At 60.5% G+C, this 16,715-nt stretch carries 11 protein-coding genes and 1 tRNA gene; 3 read left to right on the forward strand and 9 right to left on the reverse strand.

What is annotated here, in order from left to right:
- Positions 1-49 precede the first annotated feature (49 nt).
- The 3 genes from IB262_RS21240 to IB262_RS21250 all read right to left on the reverse strand — a co-directional run bounded on the left by IB262_RS21240 (position 50) and on the right by IB262_RS21250 (position 911).
- Positions 50-265 (reverse strand): hypothetical protein, encoded by a 216-nt coding sequence (locus tag IB262_RS21240; RefSeq protein WP_192493759.1) that lies wholly within the window; start codon positions 263-265, stop codon positions 50-52.
- Entirely contained in the window at positions 262-453 is a 192-nt protein-coding gene (locus tag IB262_RS21245; protein WP_192493760.1) for a hypothetical protein, read from the reverse strand. Before IB262_RS21245 ends, IB262_RS21240 begins: the two co-directional genes overlap by 4 nt.
- A 382-nt stretch (positions 454-835) precedes the next feature.
- Positions 836-911, reverse strand: a tRNA-Ala gene (locus IB262_RS21250).
- A 377-nt stretch (positions 912-1,288) separates the two neighbouring features.
- Here IB262_RS21250 and adhP point away from each other — a divergent pair.
- Positions 1,289-2,314, forward strand: a complete 1,026-nt coding sequence (adhP, locus tag IB262_RS21255; RefSeq protein WP_034791206.1) for an alcohol dehydrogenase AdhP — start codon at positions 1,289-1,291, stop codon at positions 2,312-2,314.
- A 161-nt stretch (positions 2,315-2,475) separates the two neighbouring features.
- A complete protein-coding gene (locus IB262_RS21260) occupies positions 2,476-4,824 on the forward strand; it encodes an ethanolamine ammonia-lyase (RefSeq protein ID WP_060517121.1) in 2,349 nt (782 codons plus the stop codon).
- Positions 4,825-5,061: 237 nt separating this feature from the next.
- Here IB262_RS21260 and IB262_RS21265 read toward each other — a convergent pair whose 3' ends face one another.
- The 5 genes from IB262_RS21265 to uvrA form a co-directional block, all read right to left on the reverse strand.
- A complete protein-coding gene (locus IB262_RS21265) occupies positions 5,062-5,724 on the reverse strand; it encodes a hypothetical protein (protein WP_112975398.1) in 663 nt (220 codons plus the stop codon).
- Between the two features lie 367 nt (positions 5,725-6,091).
- Complete coding sequence (locus tag IB262_RS21270; protein ID WP_112975397.1) at positions 6,092-9,889, reverse strand: vitamin B12-dependent ribonucleotide reductase; 3,798 nt, start codon at positions 9,887-9,889, stop codon at positions 6,092-6,094.
- 786 nt (positions 9,890-10,675) lie between these two features.
- Entirely contained in the window at positions 10,676-11,479 is an 804-nt protein-coding gene (locus IB262_RS21275) for a DUF72 domain-containing protein (protein ID WP_034791394.1), read from the reverse strand.
- Positions 11,480-11,521: 42 nt separating this feature from the next.
- Entirely contained in the window at positions 11,522-11,974 is a 453-nt protein-coding gene (locus tag IB262_RS21280) for a GNAT family N-acetyltransferase (protein ID WP_112975428.1), read from the reverse strand.
- Positions 11,975-12,018: 44 nt separating this feature from the next.
- A complete protein-coding gene (uvrA, locus tag IB262_RS21285; RefSeq protein ID WP_034791261.1) occupies positions 12,019-14,940 on the reverse strand; it encodes an excinuclease ABC subunit UvrA in 2,922 nt (973 codons plus the stop codon).
- Positions 14,941-15,219: 279 nt separating this feature from the next.
- On the opposite strand from uvrA, the gene IB262_RS21290 reads away from it, so the two are divergent.
- Positions 15,220-15,780 (forward strand): single-stranded DNA-binding protein, encoded by a 561-nt coding sequence (locus IB262_RS21290; RefSeq protein ID WP_034791264.1) that lies wholly within the window; start codon positions 15,220-15,222, stop codon positions 15,778-15,780.
- Positions 15,781-15,893: 113 nt separating this feature from the next.
- Here IB262_RS21290 and IB262_RS21295 read toward each other — a convergent pair whose 3' ends face one another.
- Positions 15,894-16,523, reverse strand: a complete 630-nt coding sequence (locus IB262_RS21295; RefSeq protein WP_034791266.1) for a MarC family protein — start codon at positions 16,521-16,523, stop codon at positions 15,894-15,896.
- Positions 16,524-16,715 lie beyond the last annotated feature (192 nt).

Here is a 16,715-nt window from a genome sequence, read left to right on the forward strand (position 1 = left end):
GACTGGCTTATTAGCGTATCCACCAGTCAGAAGGGGATGGCCGGACGATTTATGGCTTGCGTCCGGCCATCGCCCTTTCATGGAAGTTCTTGAGGCGGGAATAGGTATTCCAGAGCGGATGCGTCGCCATCCCGCTCGACGCGCGCCAGATCGTCGAATGCGCAACACCGCTTTGCTTCGCGATCTCCCGGCAGGAATAGCCCAGCTTCTGAAGGTCACCGACCAGAGATTCCATCAGTTCTTGCGGACTCGGTTCGCGGCTCATGCGAGATTCCTGACCGTCAGCGCCCAGCTGACGAGGCGCACCCGGCGCGATGGGCTGGCAAGGATCATGTCGAGCGTGTTGCGATTGGTGAGACCTAACCGGCGCTGAATGTCGGCGGCGCTGTAGTAATTCTTCAGCAATTCATAAGCCTCTTGGGCTTCGGCGACGGATGGGGCGTGGTCGGACATGCGGCAAAGATACCGCTTTTGCTCATGACGTGCAAAAGGGCGGGCGGCATGGCGAGCGCGTCGGTCTACAGCCACTCGCAAAGCATGGCGGCGCAAGGCAAGTTGATAATATCAACTTGAAAGTCGATGGCGGAACCGGGGCCGCATACACCGTCCGACGCCTGATGCGGGCAAGCAAAAGGCCGGGCTGTTGGGAAACCCGGCCTTCTCTGCATCCACCACCATCAACCCACTCAACAAGAGGATGATGACGAAGTATTCCATGGATCGAACGGGCGGGCAATGATGGGGAATCGAACTTCGGTCGACAATATGGCAATGCCCATGGCATTGATTTAGTTATTTCCTATCTATTTGATTTTATTGCATAAATTTGACGATTTGGTGGAGCCGAAGGGAGTCGAACCCTCGACCTCCGCAGTGCGATTGCGGCGCTCTCCCAACTGAGCTACGGCCCCGTAGCATTCAGTCAACACGACCGGCGCCGATCCTGTCAATACGCGCGCCAGCGCGCCCGCTCGAACGCCGTTGCACGATATGCGTTGTTCGATCCGGCCGGGCGCCGAAGGCGGTCGGTCTCTGAACCGCTTCTGCACTCCACCCATTGTCGAACTCTGCCGGCGGGTTTACGCTGCAACCTGACGATGGCGCTACGTGAACCACGTTGAAGTGTTGGCGGTATACGCCAAGCAGGAAATGACGTCCGGGCACTGGCTGTGAGCGCCATGATGCTCGAGCCAATTACACGATTTTCGTATGTGAGATAGGCCCCTGCCGGCCCACTGTTCCCATAAGAAACCTCTCCGTGGCCCGGCGATTGGAGGAGGATTGGCAAATGGCTCAGGCGATGAAGGCAGCCGTCGTTCGGCAATTCGGCGCGCCCCTGACGATCGAAGAAGTGGCGGTGCCCACGCCGCAGCCGGGACAGATCCTCGTGAAGTACGAAGCAACGGGCGTTTGCCATACCGATCTCCATGCTGCAAATGGCGACTGGCCGGTGAAGCCCAGCCCACCGTTCATTCCCGGGCACGAGGGGGTCGGCTATGTCTCGGCGGTCGGCGCCGGTGTCAAAAGAGTGAAAGAGGGCGACAGGGTCGGCGTTCCCTGGCTTCACAGCGCCTGCGGCTACTGTCCGCATTGCCGCACCGGTTGGGAGACGTTGTGTGCGGCCCAGTCGAACACGGGATACTCGGTCAACGGGACGTTCGCCGAATATGGCCTGGCGGATCCTGATTTCGTCGGCAGCCTGCCCAATGGGCTGGAGTTCGGTCCTGCCGCGCCGGTTCTGTGTGCCGGGGTCACCGTTTACAAGGGGTTGAAGGAAACGGAAGTCCGTCCCGGTGAATGGGTTGCCATCTCCGGCATCGGGGGGCTTGGCCACATGGCCGTGCAGTACGCAAAGGCGATGGGCATGCATGTCGTCGCGGCGGACATCTTCGACGACAAGCTGGCACTTGCAAAGCAATTGGGCGCCGACCTGACAGTCAACGGCAAGGCCAAGGATGCGGTCGAGCAGGTGATCAAGGCCACCGGCGGCGTGCATGGAGCGCTTGTGACTGCAGTCTCGCCCGCTGCGATGGAACAGGCGTTCGGTTTCCTGCGTTCGCGCGGCACCATGGCGCTCGTCGGCCTGCCCCCAGGTATGATCTCAGTGCCGGTCTTTGAGACTGTTCTTAAGCGCATCACCGTGCGTGGATCGATCGTCGGCACCCGCCAGGACCTGGAAGAGTCGCTCCAGTTCGCCGCTGAAGGCAAAGTCGCGCCGCATTTCTCGTGGGATAGCCTCGAGAATATCAATGAGATCTTCCGCCGCATGGAAGCCGGGAAGATCGACGGTCGCATCGTGATGAGCCTGCAGTAATCGACTTTGACAGGCCCGGCTGGTCGAGGCTCGCCGGGTCCGTGTCGATGCCCAAGGGACACGTGTCGAGCATTTACTCTTATGCGCCTTCCTTAGATCGCCGGTCACCAGAGGGCCGTCGGGCGAGATGCCGATAGACCTTTTGCAGAAAGGAAATGGCAATGAGCAAAGGCATGTTCTCAGACCAGCATGCACTGTCCAGGCGCGATCTCCTGCTGGTGGCGGGAACTGCGGCGGCCACGCTTACAGCCTACAGTCATGCTGCCCGTGCCGCGCCAGGCCCAAGCAACCTCGTGATCGACGACGTGAAGCAGGATGAGGACATCTTTGCCTATATCAGCAGGATCAAGGGCGGCTTTGACGAGACGACCTATCGGCAAGTTCTGGGATGCGCGAATGCGTTCAAGGAAGGAGACCAGACGATCGCTGTGGCTGCGGAAAATGATACGTCCCGAACGAACGCCCGAGCCCTCCTGGCAAGAACGAAGATCGCAGACCTCGATCAGCACCCGCTGTTTGAGGATGATCTGCAACGACTGATTTGGCAGACCACCGACAGGGCTCAACAAGAAAAGCTGAAAGACTGGACGATGGGCCAGCTGAAGGAATTTCTTCTGACCAAATCGGAAGATGAGATCAAAGGCGTCATGCATGGCCTGACCAGCGATACCATCGGCTGCGTGCCGAAGCTGATGAGCAATGAAGAGTTGATCGCCGTCAGCCAGAAGATTTTCAATGTCATGCCCGGCACCAAGTTGGGGGCCAAGGGATACATGGGCGCACGTATCCAGCCGAATTCGCCGACCGACCACCCCGACGACATCATGTGGCAGGTCTTCGATGCGTTTTCCTATGCGACCGGCGACATCGTCATCGGCACCAACCCGGTGGACAGCACCGTCGACAGCGTCGTCACGGTGGAGCGGGCGCTCAAGGACATCGTGGATACGTTCAAGCTGGTCGACGTCATTCCGTGGTGCGTGCTTGCTCACATCGACGTCCAAGGTGAGGTAAGCGAAGACTTCCCCGGCACAGTTTCCACCGTGTTCCAGAGCCTTGCCGGTACGGATGATTGCAACAAGATCTTCGACATCACCAATGAGAAGATCCTGAAGTACGCACGCGCCAAGGCAGGGGAGCGGTACGGCCTTTACTTCGAAACCGGACAGGGCTCGGAATTCACCAACGGCGCGGCAAACGGCGTCGACATGATGGTGCTTGAGTCCCGGAAGTACGGGTTCAGCCGGGCTGTCGGCATGGAGCTTGCGAAAGTGCAGCCGAAAGGCGCATGGCTGCATGTCAACGATGTTGCCGGCTTCATTGGGCCGGAGGTCTTCAAGAGCCGAGAACAACTCGTTCGGTGCTGCCTCGAGGACATGGTCATGGGCAAGCTCCATGGGCTGACCATCGGTCTCGATATATGCACGACCCTGCACATGACCGTCAGCCTGGACGATCTGGATTGGTGCCAGGATCAGATCATGCCGGCCAATCCGGCCTATCTGATTGCTCTGCCGACCAAGAACGACCCGATGTTGAGCTATCTCACGACCGCATTTCAGGACCACGTACGCGTGAGGGATAAGTTCGGCTTCAAGGTCAACGATGCGATGTGGGATTTCTACAAACGCCTTGGAATTGTCGGCAAAGACAACAGCTACACGTCAAAATACGGCGATCCTCTTTGGGTCTATTATCAGTACCGCCTCGCCAAGGGGGACAAGCGCTCCAAGGACGCCGTTTACGCCGAGGGCAGGCGGATGATGACGGAGGTCGAGGCAAGAGGCGTCGACCTGGCCACGGGCCACGGTGAGAAGATATGGGATCTCAACCCGACGCTCGCGACGAAAGTGAGGGGTCTTTATGACGACGCCAAACTCTCTCTTTGGGCCGAGCTTACGCCGGAGTTCATAGCGGCGGTGCCCAGCGTCGTTCCGGTTCGCACCCTGTCCAAGGACCGGAACGACTACATCGCGCATCCGACGACCGGTGAAACGCTGAGCCCGGACTCAATCAGGGCGATTGACGCGATCAGGACGTCCTGGAAAGGCGATATGCCCAAGGGCCAGATTGTCATCTCAGATGGTCTGAACGCCAAGGCCATCATGGATGACGGCCATCTTTCGCCCTATCTGGAGGAGATGCGCAGGCTGCTCGGCGATGCCGGCGTGTCGGTGAGCGACAAGAATATCCTGGTCACCAGCGGCAGAGTGCGGGCCGGCTACCGGATTGGCGAGATGCTGTTTGCCGACGCCGATCCCAATACGTTTCGCGGAATTCTCCACATCATCGGCGAGCGGCCCGGAACCATGCACCACGCCTACTCGGTCTACATCACGGTTGCGAAGGGCAAGCGTTGGGCTGAGAAGGATATCGATCACGATATGACGAAGCTGGTAAGCAACGTCGCCGATACCGCACTCGCACCCAAGGAGGCGGCGAAGGAAACCCTGACCATTATCCGGGAGATCATCGGCAAGGACGTAAACGGCAGCCGGCGATTCGGGTGAGCGCCCGATGGCGAGCATCAACCGCCGTTCGTTCCGCATTAAAGGCCTCTCGGAACGAAGTGCATCGAAACGCCATCAGTAAATGGCCCTGGCGCAAACATCCACGCCAGGGAAATATGTTGCCCTAAAATCTACCTAGCGGTCCGCAGATAAGCGGCCTACCGGCAGAGTCGTGACAATAAGGTTCATCTCCCTTGTGCGTTGCGAGCAATTGCAGGGCTGAGGAGGCATTGCCACCTATGGACGGGGCCTCGGAGTCTCAGTGCCCGTGGCTGCCGGAAGACCGAGCTCAAAGCGAGCGAGCTCGCATTGCCTGTCGATAAGCTCAAGCAACTTCTCGCCTAAGGCAGCGGTAGGCTTGTCGGAGTCTGACCAACGATACATGGAACCGTCTTGTAGGGATAAAACAGCGAAATCGTCAGGGCGGTTTTCGACCGGATAACGCGTCGCAACGGTGGACAGAGCCGCGAGCACTAGTGTTGCTGTGAGCGAATGCTTCGTATTCCAGACATGTACCGCAGTGCGTCGCCCGTTGATTTCTAACAGAAAGTCCGGAGTAAAGTTGACCTTAAACAAGCCTCTTGGGCTGTTGTAAATCAACCCATCGCAAGCGCTTAGGGGGCCTGGATTAACGTCGCGCCATTGGAAGAAGCGCAGCAGGCCGCGCTTCGCCGACTCGCGTTCAGACGATTTTTTGATCTGTGTGACGGAAGCCAACGCCGCCGTCGGCGAAATTCCCTCAAAGGCGATTTGACGAATACGTTGCCTCAAGCTCTTGTGGTAGTCATAGCCACCTTCGCTCGGAACATACCGTTCACGAACTATGCGTTTTTGAGGCTTCGGGTTGGAGTTGATGATTTTCAGGAAGGCCGAGAAGCCGATCGTCGGAGTCTGAGACATTGCTCATCCTTTTCGTTGATAACCTCTGAAGCCCAACTCGACTTTTAGATCCGACTCTCCGTATAATGCCTTTGCTACAGGGTGGAGAGCTTCTCGTCTTCGCCCCACGAGGGCCTCAGTGCTTGTTCGTGGTATCAAAAGCCGAACCCTGACAGGGGTTCGGCTTTTGTATTTCAAATTTGTCTACCAGTCGGTTGTCATCGAGGACGGAGTTAGTTTCCTATTTGTTCCTCAACAACTTTCCGGGCAGTTGCCTGCCCGGAAGTGCTCTGGGAGCGATTGTTTCGAGCCGTACACCCAACCTGCCCGTGAGCAGCGTTCGGATGGACAGGACAACAAACTCACCAACTCGGTGGTGGAGAGCCGCTTAGCTGCAGCCGCTCGTCGCGCCGCAGGTGTCGCACTTCTCGCAGGTACCGTTGCGCACCATCGTGAAGTTTTGGCATTCGGTGCACATGTTGCCGGTGTAGCCCTGCATGATCGAGCGGGCGCGGCGCTCAGCTTCCACCTTCTTGGCGTCCGACTTGGCCGATGCCGCTTCGGCGGCCGCCTTGTCAGAGAAGAGGGCGGTTACTTCCTGCTCGACTTCGTCGGCGATCTCTTCTGCCAGTTCAGCAGCGCGCTCTTCATAGTCGCGCTTGAAGGCGACGATTTCGGAGGTTGCGATCGCCGTCGTCGTCTCGATCTTGCGCACCGTGTTTCCGGCGATCGCCGTTACGGTTGCGCCAGAGGAGGCGCGGGCAGGGGCTGCCGTCGACGAGCCCTTCGGCTCGCTGGAGGCCCGGTCACCGGTGCCGCCGACGATCGTCGGCTTGTAGCCGCGGGTCCAGCCGGTCGAGATCAGGTTGGTCTTGCCTTCCTGAATGCCCTTGCCGAGCGCGGTGTTGCCGAAGTCTGACGTGTCGACATGGGCGAGGTCGTGACGGCCGAGATAGGAAACCGCCAGTTCGCGGAAGACGTAGTCGAGGATCGACGTCGCGTTCTTGATCGCGTCGTTGCCCTGGACCATGCCGGCCGGCTCGAACTTGGTGAAGGTGAAGGCCTCCACATATTCTTCGAGCGGCACGCCGTACTGGAGGCCGAGCGAGATGGCGATGGCGAAGTTGTTCATCATCGCCCGGAAGGCGGCCCCTTCCTTGTGCATGTCGATGAAGATCTCGCCGAGGCGGCCGTCACCGAATTCGCCGGTGCGCAGGTAGACCTTGTGACCACCGACGACGGCCTTCTGGGTGTAGCCCTGGCGGCGGTTCGGCAGCTTTTCGCGGGCGCGGATCACCTTCTCGATGACGCGCTCGACGATCTTCTCGGTGATGGTGACAGCCTGGGCGGCGGCGGGCGCCTGGATCAGATCCTCCAGTGCATCCTCGTCCTTGTCGTCCTCGATCAGCGAGGCGTTCAGCGGCTGCGACAGCTTGGAGCCGTCACGGTAGAGCGCGTTTGCCTTCAGCGCCAGCTTCCACGAAAGCATGTAGGCGTTCTTGCAGTCCTCGACGGTCGCCTCGTTCGGCATGTTGATCGTCTTGGAGATCGCGCCCGAGATGAACGGCTGGGCGGCCGCCATCATGCGGATGTGGCTTTCGACCGAGAGATAACGCTTGCCGATCTTGCCGCAGGGGTTGGCGCAATCGAAGACGGGCAGGTGCTCGTTCTTCAGGAACGGTGCACCTTCGAGTGTCATCGCGCCGCAGACGTGAATGTTCGCCGCTTCGATGTCCTTCTTGGAGAAGCCCATGTGGTCGAGCAGGTTGAAGTCCATCGCAGCGAGCTGTTCGTCGGAGACCTTCAGCGTGCCCTTGAGGAAGTCGGCGCCGAGCGTCCACTGGTTGAAGACGAACTTGATGTCGAAAGCGGACTTCAGGGCGGCGTTGACGGCTTCCACCTTCTCGTCGGTGAAGCCCTTGGCCTTCAGCGTCGACGGGTTGATCGCCGGAGCCTGGTTCAGGTTGCCGTGACCGACTGCGTAAGCTTCGATTTCGGCGATCTGGCTTTCGCTGTAGCCGAGAGAGCGCAGCGCTTCCGGAACGGCGCGGTTGATGATCTTGAAGTAGCCGCCGCCGGCGAGCTTCTTGAACTTGACCAGCGCGAAGTCAGGTTCGATGCCGGTCGTGTCGCAGTCCATGACGAGGCCGATCGTGCCGGTCGGCGCGATAACCGTTGCCTGGGCGTTGCGATAGCCGTGCTTTTCGCCGAGTTCCAGTGCCTTGTCCCAGGCGCTCATGGCGTGGATGACGAGGTCCTGGTCCGGATTGTCGGCATGGATGAGCGCGACCGGGTTGACCGAAAGCGCTTCGTAACCGGTCGTCTCGCCATAGGCGGCGCGGCGATGGTTGCGGATGACGCGCAGCATGTTGTCGCGGTTTGGCGCAAAGCCCGGGAACGGACCCAGCTTTTCGGCCATCTCGGCCGAGGTGGCATAGGAGACACCGGTCATGATCGCCGTCAGCGCACCGGCGATGGCGCGGCCTTCGGTCGAGTCATAGGGAATGCCCGAGGACATCAAGAGGCCGCCGATGTTGGCGTAGCCAAGGCCGAGCGTGCGGTATTCGTAGGAAAGCTCGGCAATCTCGCGGGACGGGAACTGCGCCATCATGACCGAGACTTCGAGAACGATCGTCCACAGGCGGACGGCGTGCTCGTAGTCTGCGATGTTGATGCGCTTGGTCGCCGCATCCTTGAACATCATCAGGTTCAGGGAGGCGAGGTTGCAGGCGGTGTCGTCGAGGAACATGTATTCCGAGCACGGGTTCGATGCGCGGATCGGGCCGGCAGCGGGGCTCGTGTGCCAGTCGTTCATCGTCGTGTTGAAGTGCAGGCCCGGATCGGCCGACGCCCAGGCGGCGTAGGAGATCGATTCCCAGAGGTCGCGTGCCTTCAGCGTCTTCATGACGCGGCCGTCCTTGCGGGCGGTCAGGTGCCAGTCGCCATCGGTTTCGACGGCGCGCAGGAAGTCGTCCTTGATCGAGACCGAGTTGTTGGAGTTCTGGCCCGAAACCGTGAGGTAAGCTTCCGAATCCCAGTCGGTGTCGTAGGTCTTGAACTCAAGGTCCTTGTAGCCTTGCTTCGCGAACTGGATAACGCGCTGGACATAGTTTTCCGGAACCAGCGCCTGCTTGGCGGCGCGGATCTCGCGCTTCAGCGCCGGGTTCTGCTTCGGGTCATAGCAGGCGTCGTCGGTGCCTTCGCAGTTGACGCAGGCCTTCATGATCGCCTTCAGATGCTTGGCGACGACCTTGGAACCGGTGACGAGGGCGGCAACCTTCTGCTCCTCCTTGACCTTCCAGTTGATGTATTCCTCGATATCCGGATGGTCGATGTCGACAACGACCATCTTGGCGGCGCGGCGGGTGGTGCCGCCCGACTTGATGGCACCGGCAGCACGGTCGCCGATCTTCAGGAACGACATCAGGCCGGAGGACTTGCCGCCGCCCGAGAGCTTTTCGCCTTCGCTGCGCAGATAAGAGAAGTTGGAGCCGGTGCCAGAACCGTACTTGAACAGGCGCGCTTCACGCACCCAGAGATCCATGATGCCGCCTTCGTTGACGAGATCGTCACCGACCGACTGGATGAAGCAAGCATGCGGTTGCGGATGCTCATAGGCCGACTTGGACTTGGTCAGCTTGCCGGTAAAGGGGTCGACATAGAAGTGGCCCTGGCCGGGGCCGTCGATGCCATAGGCCCAGTGGAGGCCGGTGTTGAACCATTGCGGCGAGTTCGGCGCGACGCGCTGGGTCGCGAGCATGTAAGCAAGTTCGTCCTGGAAGGCCGAAGCGTCTTCCTCGGTGTCGAAGTAGCCGCCCTTCCAGCCCCAATAGGCCCAGGTGCCGGCCAGGCGATCGAAGACCTGACGGGCATCGGTTTCGGAACCGTACTGCTCATCCTTCGGCAGCGCCTTCAGCGCATCCGTGTCGGGAACCGCGCGCCAGAGGAAGGAGGGGACATCGTTCTCCTCGACGCGCTTCATCTTGGCGGGAACGCCGGCCTTGCGGAAATACTTCTGGGCGAGAATGTCGGCGGCAACCTGGCTGAACTGAGCCGGCACGTCGATATCGGCAAGGCGGAAAACGATCGAACCATCGGGGTTCTTGATTTCACTCGTAGCCTTGCGGAATTCGATCTCCGCATAGGCGGATTGCCCGGCTTTTGTGAAACGACGTTCGATCTTCATTGTCCCTGGTCCTTCGTGTTGCCTAGCGCCCGCCACAGGCGCAATTGTCCCCGCCCGGCCGCGAGGGCATCCCGCAGCCAGTCTCAGCTTCCGTCCTTGGAGAGAAACCCATAACTGGGTGACCCTGTATCTTGTGAGATAGGCTGTCTGCAAATACTAAATATAGTATCAACAACTTCTTGATGCCAGCCAAATATCGCCCCGGTGGACCCGAAAAATCGCACAGAAATCCTCAGGGCGACCCCATGGTGAAATCCATGACCGCCGCCTTTCAGAACCGCCGATTTGGGGAGAGGAACCGGGACTTGAACAATCCGGTCCGCCGCCGTTGCAACGTGAAATCCATTAACCGTGAATCGTCCGGAGGCGTCAAGGGGTGGTTTGTGACGGAAGTTTGAGCCCTAGATGTTGTGTGGACCGGCTGTGGAAAACGGGGACATCGGTCAACGCCATGAAAATCAGGCACTTCCGGAGGTTGCCTGTGAGACTGACGCAACGGTCGGCACGCAATCGAAATTTTGACGGGTAAAAACCCGCATAAAAAGTGTCCCTTACGGCAGGCTCGGTTGCATCGGTGAAAGCGATATGGGGTGGGGCAGTGATTCGTTTTTTGGCGGTCCCGTAAGCACCGGCATTTGGTACGCAGCCGACGTCGGCGCGGCCTCGGCACGCCTGAACATCAACGCCTTGCGACAGGCCCGAGACTCCAAGCGTGGTGGGGCTCTCGGGCGCGGATGCGCCCTAGGCGGGCCAGACGCGTCTGCGCGCGGTCTGGCCCTGCTGATCTCAATCGACGCGCTTTTGCAGCTCGCGTGCGCCGTTCGGCGCATTCACCTTGCCCTCGGTGATGAAGTACGCAAACACGTCACGCGGCTCCTTCTTGGCCGTGCGATCAGGCGCGCTTTTTTCAAGCCCACTCGGCTCGTCGCCCGCCGCAAACGCCTTGGCGCGCTCGGCCCAGAGGTCGAGCTTGTCGGCAGCATAGCAAGTCTTGATGTCGTCGCTGCCCTTTTGCAGGCGCAGATAGACAAAATCGGCTGTGACATCGGCGATCATCGGATAGTCCGCATGCTCGGCGAGCACCACGGCGACGCCGTATTTCTCCAACAGGGAGACAAAATCCGGAGACTGAAAGGTCGGGTTGCGGACCTCGACCACATGGCGCAGCGGCAAGCCGTCCTGCTTATCCGGCAGAAGCTTCAAAAAGCCCTCGAAATCGTCGGGCTCGAACTTCTTCGTCGGCGCGAACTGCCAGAGGATGGGGCCGAGATGGGGCCCAAGCTCGGTCAGTCCCTGCGTCAGGAATCGCTCCATGGATTCACCGGCTTCCGAGAGAACCTTGCGGTTGGTGACGAAGCGGCTCGCCTTCAGGGAAAAGATGAAATCATCGGGCACTTCCGACGCCCACTTGGCGAAGGTCTCCGGCTTCTGCGACGAATAGTAGGTGCCGTTCACCTCGATTGCCCGCAACTGCTTGCCGGCATATTCGAGCTGCCGCTTCTTTGCCAGCGTGTCGGGATAGAAGGTGCCTTCCCAGGGCTCGAAGGTCCAGCCGCCGATACCAACGCGGATCTTTCCGGATTTTGCCATGCCATCCTCCTCAACAACGGCCATCGCTTGACCGCGTGCTTTTCAGTCTTTGATCGATTTCGTCATGTCCACGAGTGTCCACCCTGGACGATAGGGATTGGGTCGGCGACCCGTTTCTTGAAATCCATAGGCGCGATAGAGCGCGATGTTTCGCTCCATGCGTGAATTGGTGTAGAGCCGCACCTCCGGCAAGCCCCACTCGGCTGCTTTGGCATCCACGAAGCGCAGCAATTCGATGCCGAACCCCTGGCGCTGATAGGCCGGGGCAACCGCAAGGCTGAAGATCATAAGGTGATCGGCGTGCCGTTCGAAAACGGCAAGCGCCGAGACAACCTCATTTCGCTCCCGAAGCCAGACCTCGTCGCGAAGGATGCGAGGCGCGTAGTCCTCGGTGACCGGGAGCGGCGGCCCACCAAAGAGCGCCCGATAGGGCTCATAGGCCGCCTCCGTCACGCTTTGCACGGCGGCCAGATCTTCCAGACGAGCAGGCCGCATCATGCCGTGATCACTCCTAAAGCGCGCCGACCAGATCGGCAGAGTTACTCTGCTGCTTCGACCTTCTTCATCGGCCGGCGCTCCAGCAGCTCCTTCAGGAACTGGCCGGTATAGGACCGCTTTTCCTTGACCACGTCTTCCGGCGTGCCCTTGGCGATGACTTCGCCGCCGCCGTCGCCGCCTTCAGGGCCGAAGTCGATCACCCAGTCGGCCGTCTTGATGACTTCGAGATTGTGCTCGATGACGACGACCGAATTGCCCTGGTTGACGAGCTCATGCAGAACTTCAAGAAGCTTGGCGACATCGTGGAAATGCAAGCCGGTGGTCGGCTCGTCGAGAATGTAGAGCGTGCGACCGGTCGAGCGCTTCGACAGTTCCTTGGCGAGCTTGACGCGCTGGGCCTCACCGCCCGAGAGCGTGTTGGCCTGCTGGCCGACCTTGATATAGCCTAGGCCGACCTGGTTGAGCGTGACGAGCTTGTCGCGCACCGAGGGAACGGCGGCGAAAAAGTCGACGCCTTCCTCGACGGTCATGTCGAGCACGTCGGCGATCGACTTGCCCTTGAAATGCACGTCGAGCGTTTCGCGGTTGTAGCGCTTGCCGTGGCAGACGTCGCAGGTGACGTAGACATCCGGCAGGAAGTGCATCTCGATCTTGATGACGCCGTCGCCTTGGCAGGCCTCGCAGCGGCCGCCCTTGACGTTGAAGGAGAATCGGCCCGGCTGATATCCGCGTGCCTTGGCTTCCGGCAGGCCGGCGAACCAGTCACGGATCGGCGTGAAGGCGCCGGTATAGGTTGCCGGGTTCGAGCGCGGGGTACGACCGATCGGCGACTGGTCGATGTCGATCACCTTGTCGATATGCTCGAAGCCATCGATGCGGTCGTGCTCGGCCGGGTTTTCGCGCGCGCCCATGATGCGGCGGGCGGCGGCCTTGTAGAGCGTCTCGATCAGGAAGGTCGACTTGCCGCCGCCGGAGACACCGGTAACGGCGGTGAAGACGCCGAGCGGGATCGAGGCGGTGACGTTCTTCAGGTTGTTGGCGCGGGCGCCGACGACGGTGATTTCCTTTTTCTTCTTCGGCTTGCGGCGTTCGGAGGGAACGGCAACGGAAAGCTCGCCGGACAGATACTTGCCGGTCAGCGATTTCGGATTGGCCATGATGTCCGACGGCGACCCTTGCGCGATGACTTCGCCGCCATGGATGCCGGCAGCCGGGCCGATATCGACGACATAGTCGGACGTCAGGATCGCGTCTTCGTCATGTTCGACGACGATCACCGTGTTGCCGATGTCGCGCAGATGCCGAAGCGTGTCCAGCAGGCGGGCGTTGTCGCGCTGGTGCAAGCCGATCGACGGCTCGTCGAGCACGTAGAGAACGCCGGTGAGGCCGGAGCCGATCTGCGAGGCCAGCCGAATGCGCTGGCTTTCACCGCCTGAGAGCGTTCCGGAATTGCGCGACAGGCTCAGATATTCGAGACCGACGTCGTTGAGGAAGCGCAGTCGGTCACGGATTTCCTTCAGGATGCGGACGGCGATTTCGTTCTGCTTGGCATTCAGATGCTCCGGCAGGACCTCGAACCAGTCGCGTGCAACGCGGATCGACATTTCGGTCACCTGACCGATATGCAGCTTGTCGATCTTGACCGCCAGCGCTTCCGGCTTCAGGCGGAAACCGGCGCAAGCCGGGCAGGGCGCAGCCGACATGTAGCGCTCGATCTCCTCGCGCGCCCAGGCGCTGTCGGTTTCCTTCCAGCGGCGCTCGAGGTTGGGCACGATGCCCTCGAAGTTCTTGGTGGTGTTGTAGGAGCGGGCACCGTCCTCGTAATGGAAGACGATCTTCTCTTCCGTTCCGTGCAGGATCGCGTTCTGCGCCGCAGTCGACAGCTCGTTCCAGCGGCTGCCGAGTTTGAAGCCAAAGACCTTGCCGAGCGCTTCCAGCGTCTGGTTGTAGTATGGAGAGGAGGATTTCGCCCAGGGCGCAATTGCGCCGTCGCGCAGCGTCCGGTGCTCTTCCGGCACGATCAGCGCCGTGTCGATCTTCTGCTGGCTGCCGAGACCGTCGCAGGTCGGGCACGCGCCGAAGGGGTTGTTGAACGAGAACAGCCGCGGCTCGATCTCGGAAATGGTGAAGCCGGAAACCGGGCAGGCGAACTTTTCCGAAAACAGCACGCGCTCGTGGGTTTCGTTCAGCGACTTGTTGGCCGAGCCGCCGGCAGCGGTCTCCTCGGGTGGCAGCGGCTTGTCGGCGAATTCGGCGACTGCGAGGCCATCGGCGAGCGTCAGGCAGGTCTCAAGGCTGTCGGCAAGGCGCGAGGCGAGGTCGGGCCGCACCACCACGCGGTCGACGACGACGTCGATGTCATGCTTGTACTTCTTGTCGAGTGCGGGCACCTCGGCGATCTCGTAGAAGGTGCCGTCGACCTTGACGCGCTGAAAGCCCTTCTTCATCAGCTCGGCGAGTTCTTTCTTGTACTCGCCCTTGCGGCCGCGCACGAGCGGCGCAAGAATATAGAGGCGCGTGCCTTCGCCGAATTCGAGCACCCGGTCGACCATCTGGCTCACCGTCTGGCTTTCGATCGGCAGACCCGTCGCCGGCGAATAGGGCACGCCGACGCGCGCAAAGAGCAGGCGCATATAGTCGTAGATTTCGGTGACGGTACCGACCGTCGAGCGCGGATTGCGCGACGTCGTCTTCTGCTCGATCGAGATCGCCGGAGACAGGCCGTCGATCTGGTCGACGTCCGGCTTCTGCATCATTTCGAGGAACTGGCGCGCATAGGCCGAAAGGCTTTCGACATAGCGGCGCTGGCCTTCGGCATAGATCGTATCGAAAGCAAGCGACGACTTGCCCGACCCGGAAAGGCCGGTCATCACGATCAGCTTGTTGCGCGGCAGATCGAGGTCGATGCCTTTCAGATTGTGCTCGCGCGCACCACGAATGGAGATGGTCTTGAGTTCACTCATCGGAAGCCAGCTTTTGCATGTCGGTTGAAAGCCCCCTATGTAATGACGCTAACGCCCATGTCGAGGCGCAATCGGCAAAACAGGCGGCCAATTCGAGTCGGTTGACAGGATCATAGCCAAATACTAGAACAAATAAAGAACAAATCGCTCATAAAACGACCAAAACTGTTGTGGATTATGTGCGAGGCGGGGCGTATCGGCGGCATCAGGCCGCTAAGATGCGCGCTCTTGAAATTCCAAGCCGGGTCCATGGCCCGGTGAAACCACGGGAAAAGCAACATGGCTGGAAGCGTCAACAAGGTGATCTTGATCGGAAATGTCGGGGCAGACCCGGAAATCCGGCGCACGCAGGACGGCCGGCCGATCGCCAACCTGCGCATTGCAACGTCGGAGACCTGGCGCGACCGCAACAGCGGTGAGCGCAAGGAAAAGACCGAATGGCACACGGTCGTGGTCTTCAACGAAGGCCTCTGCAAGGTTGTCGAGCAATATGTGAAGAAGGGCGCCAAGCTCTACATCGAAGGCGCGCTGCAGACCCGCAAGTGGCAGGACCAGAACGGCAACGACCGTTACTCGACCGAAGTCGTGCTGCAGGGCTTCAACTCGACGCTCACCATGCTTGACGGCCGCGGCGAAGGCGGCGGCTCCGGTGTCAGCCGTGGCGGCGGCGGTGGAGCGGGTGACTTCGGCGGCGGCGGCAACTATGGCGGCGGCGGTTACGACGATTACGACCAGCCGCGCCAGTCCTCTGGCGGCGGTCGCTCGGGCGGTGGCCAGGGCGGTCAAGGCGGCCAGGGCGGCGGCTTCTCGCGCGACATGGACGACGATATCCCGTTCTGATCGCTAGCGGATCCTATTTACAGAAGAAAACGCCACGTCCCGAGGACGTGGCGTTTTTCGTTTCCGGTCTACTCCGACTGCATCGGGCGAAGGATGCGCCCAGCCATCCGACCTCAGGTCGTCATCGCGGATTTGACGCCGTCGACGACGAACTGCACCGCGAGTGCTGCCAGGATTACGCCGAGCAGTCGGGTGAGGATGGCGCGGCCGGTGACGCCGAGAAAGCGATCGACGCGTTCAGCGATGACCAGCGCCAGAAACAGGCTGAGCATCGACAGCGCGATGACGATCAGGAGCTGAGTGCGCTCGACCGCGGTCGGGAACGAGCCGGCAAGCAGGATCGTTGCCGAAATCGCGCCCGGCCCGGCAATGAGCGGCAGGGCCAGCGGGAAGACCGCGATGTTGTGAATGTGGTCCTTGACCGTCGCATTCTCGCCGGTCTTTTCCTTGCGCTCCTGGCGCTTCTCGAAAATCATCTCGAAGGCGATCCAGAAGAGCAGCAGGCCGCCGGCGATGCGGAAGGCGCCGATCGAGATGCCGAGCAGGCCGAGGATGCTGTTTCCGAAGAGCGCAAAGGCCGCCAGGATGAAGAAGGCGATCAGCGAGCCACGCGTGGCCACCTGAAAGCGCTCCTGCCGGCTGAGGCCGACCGTGAGGCTCAGGAAGATCGGCGCGAGGCCAGGCGGATCGAGCGTGACGAGAAGAGTCGTCAGCGCATTGACCAGGAGGTCGACATTGAACATCCGTTTCCCCTTCCGGATTTTAGCCCCGGGTTTTCCCGGTGGCATGTCTACATTGTTAGGCAAGCGGCCGGGCATTGGGAAGGGGCAGACAAACAAAGTCTCAGCAATGACTTAATCAGCAATCGCTGCGAGCGTAGAGGCCGGAAATCCGCGGCGCGTCGGGCTTTGACGGACAGGCTCTTCCGATTTCCG

The organism is Ensifer sp. ENS02 (assembly GCF_014851885.1).
Classification (GTDB): domain Bacteria; phylum Pseudomonadota; class Alphaproteobacteria; order Rhizobiales; family Rhizobiaceae; genus Ensifer; species Ensifer adhaerens.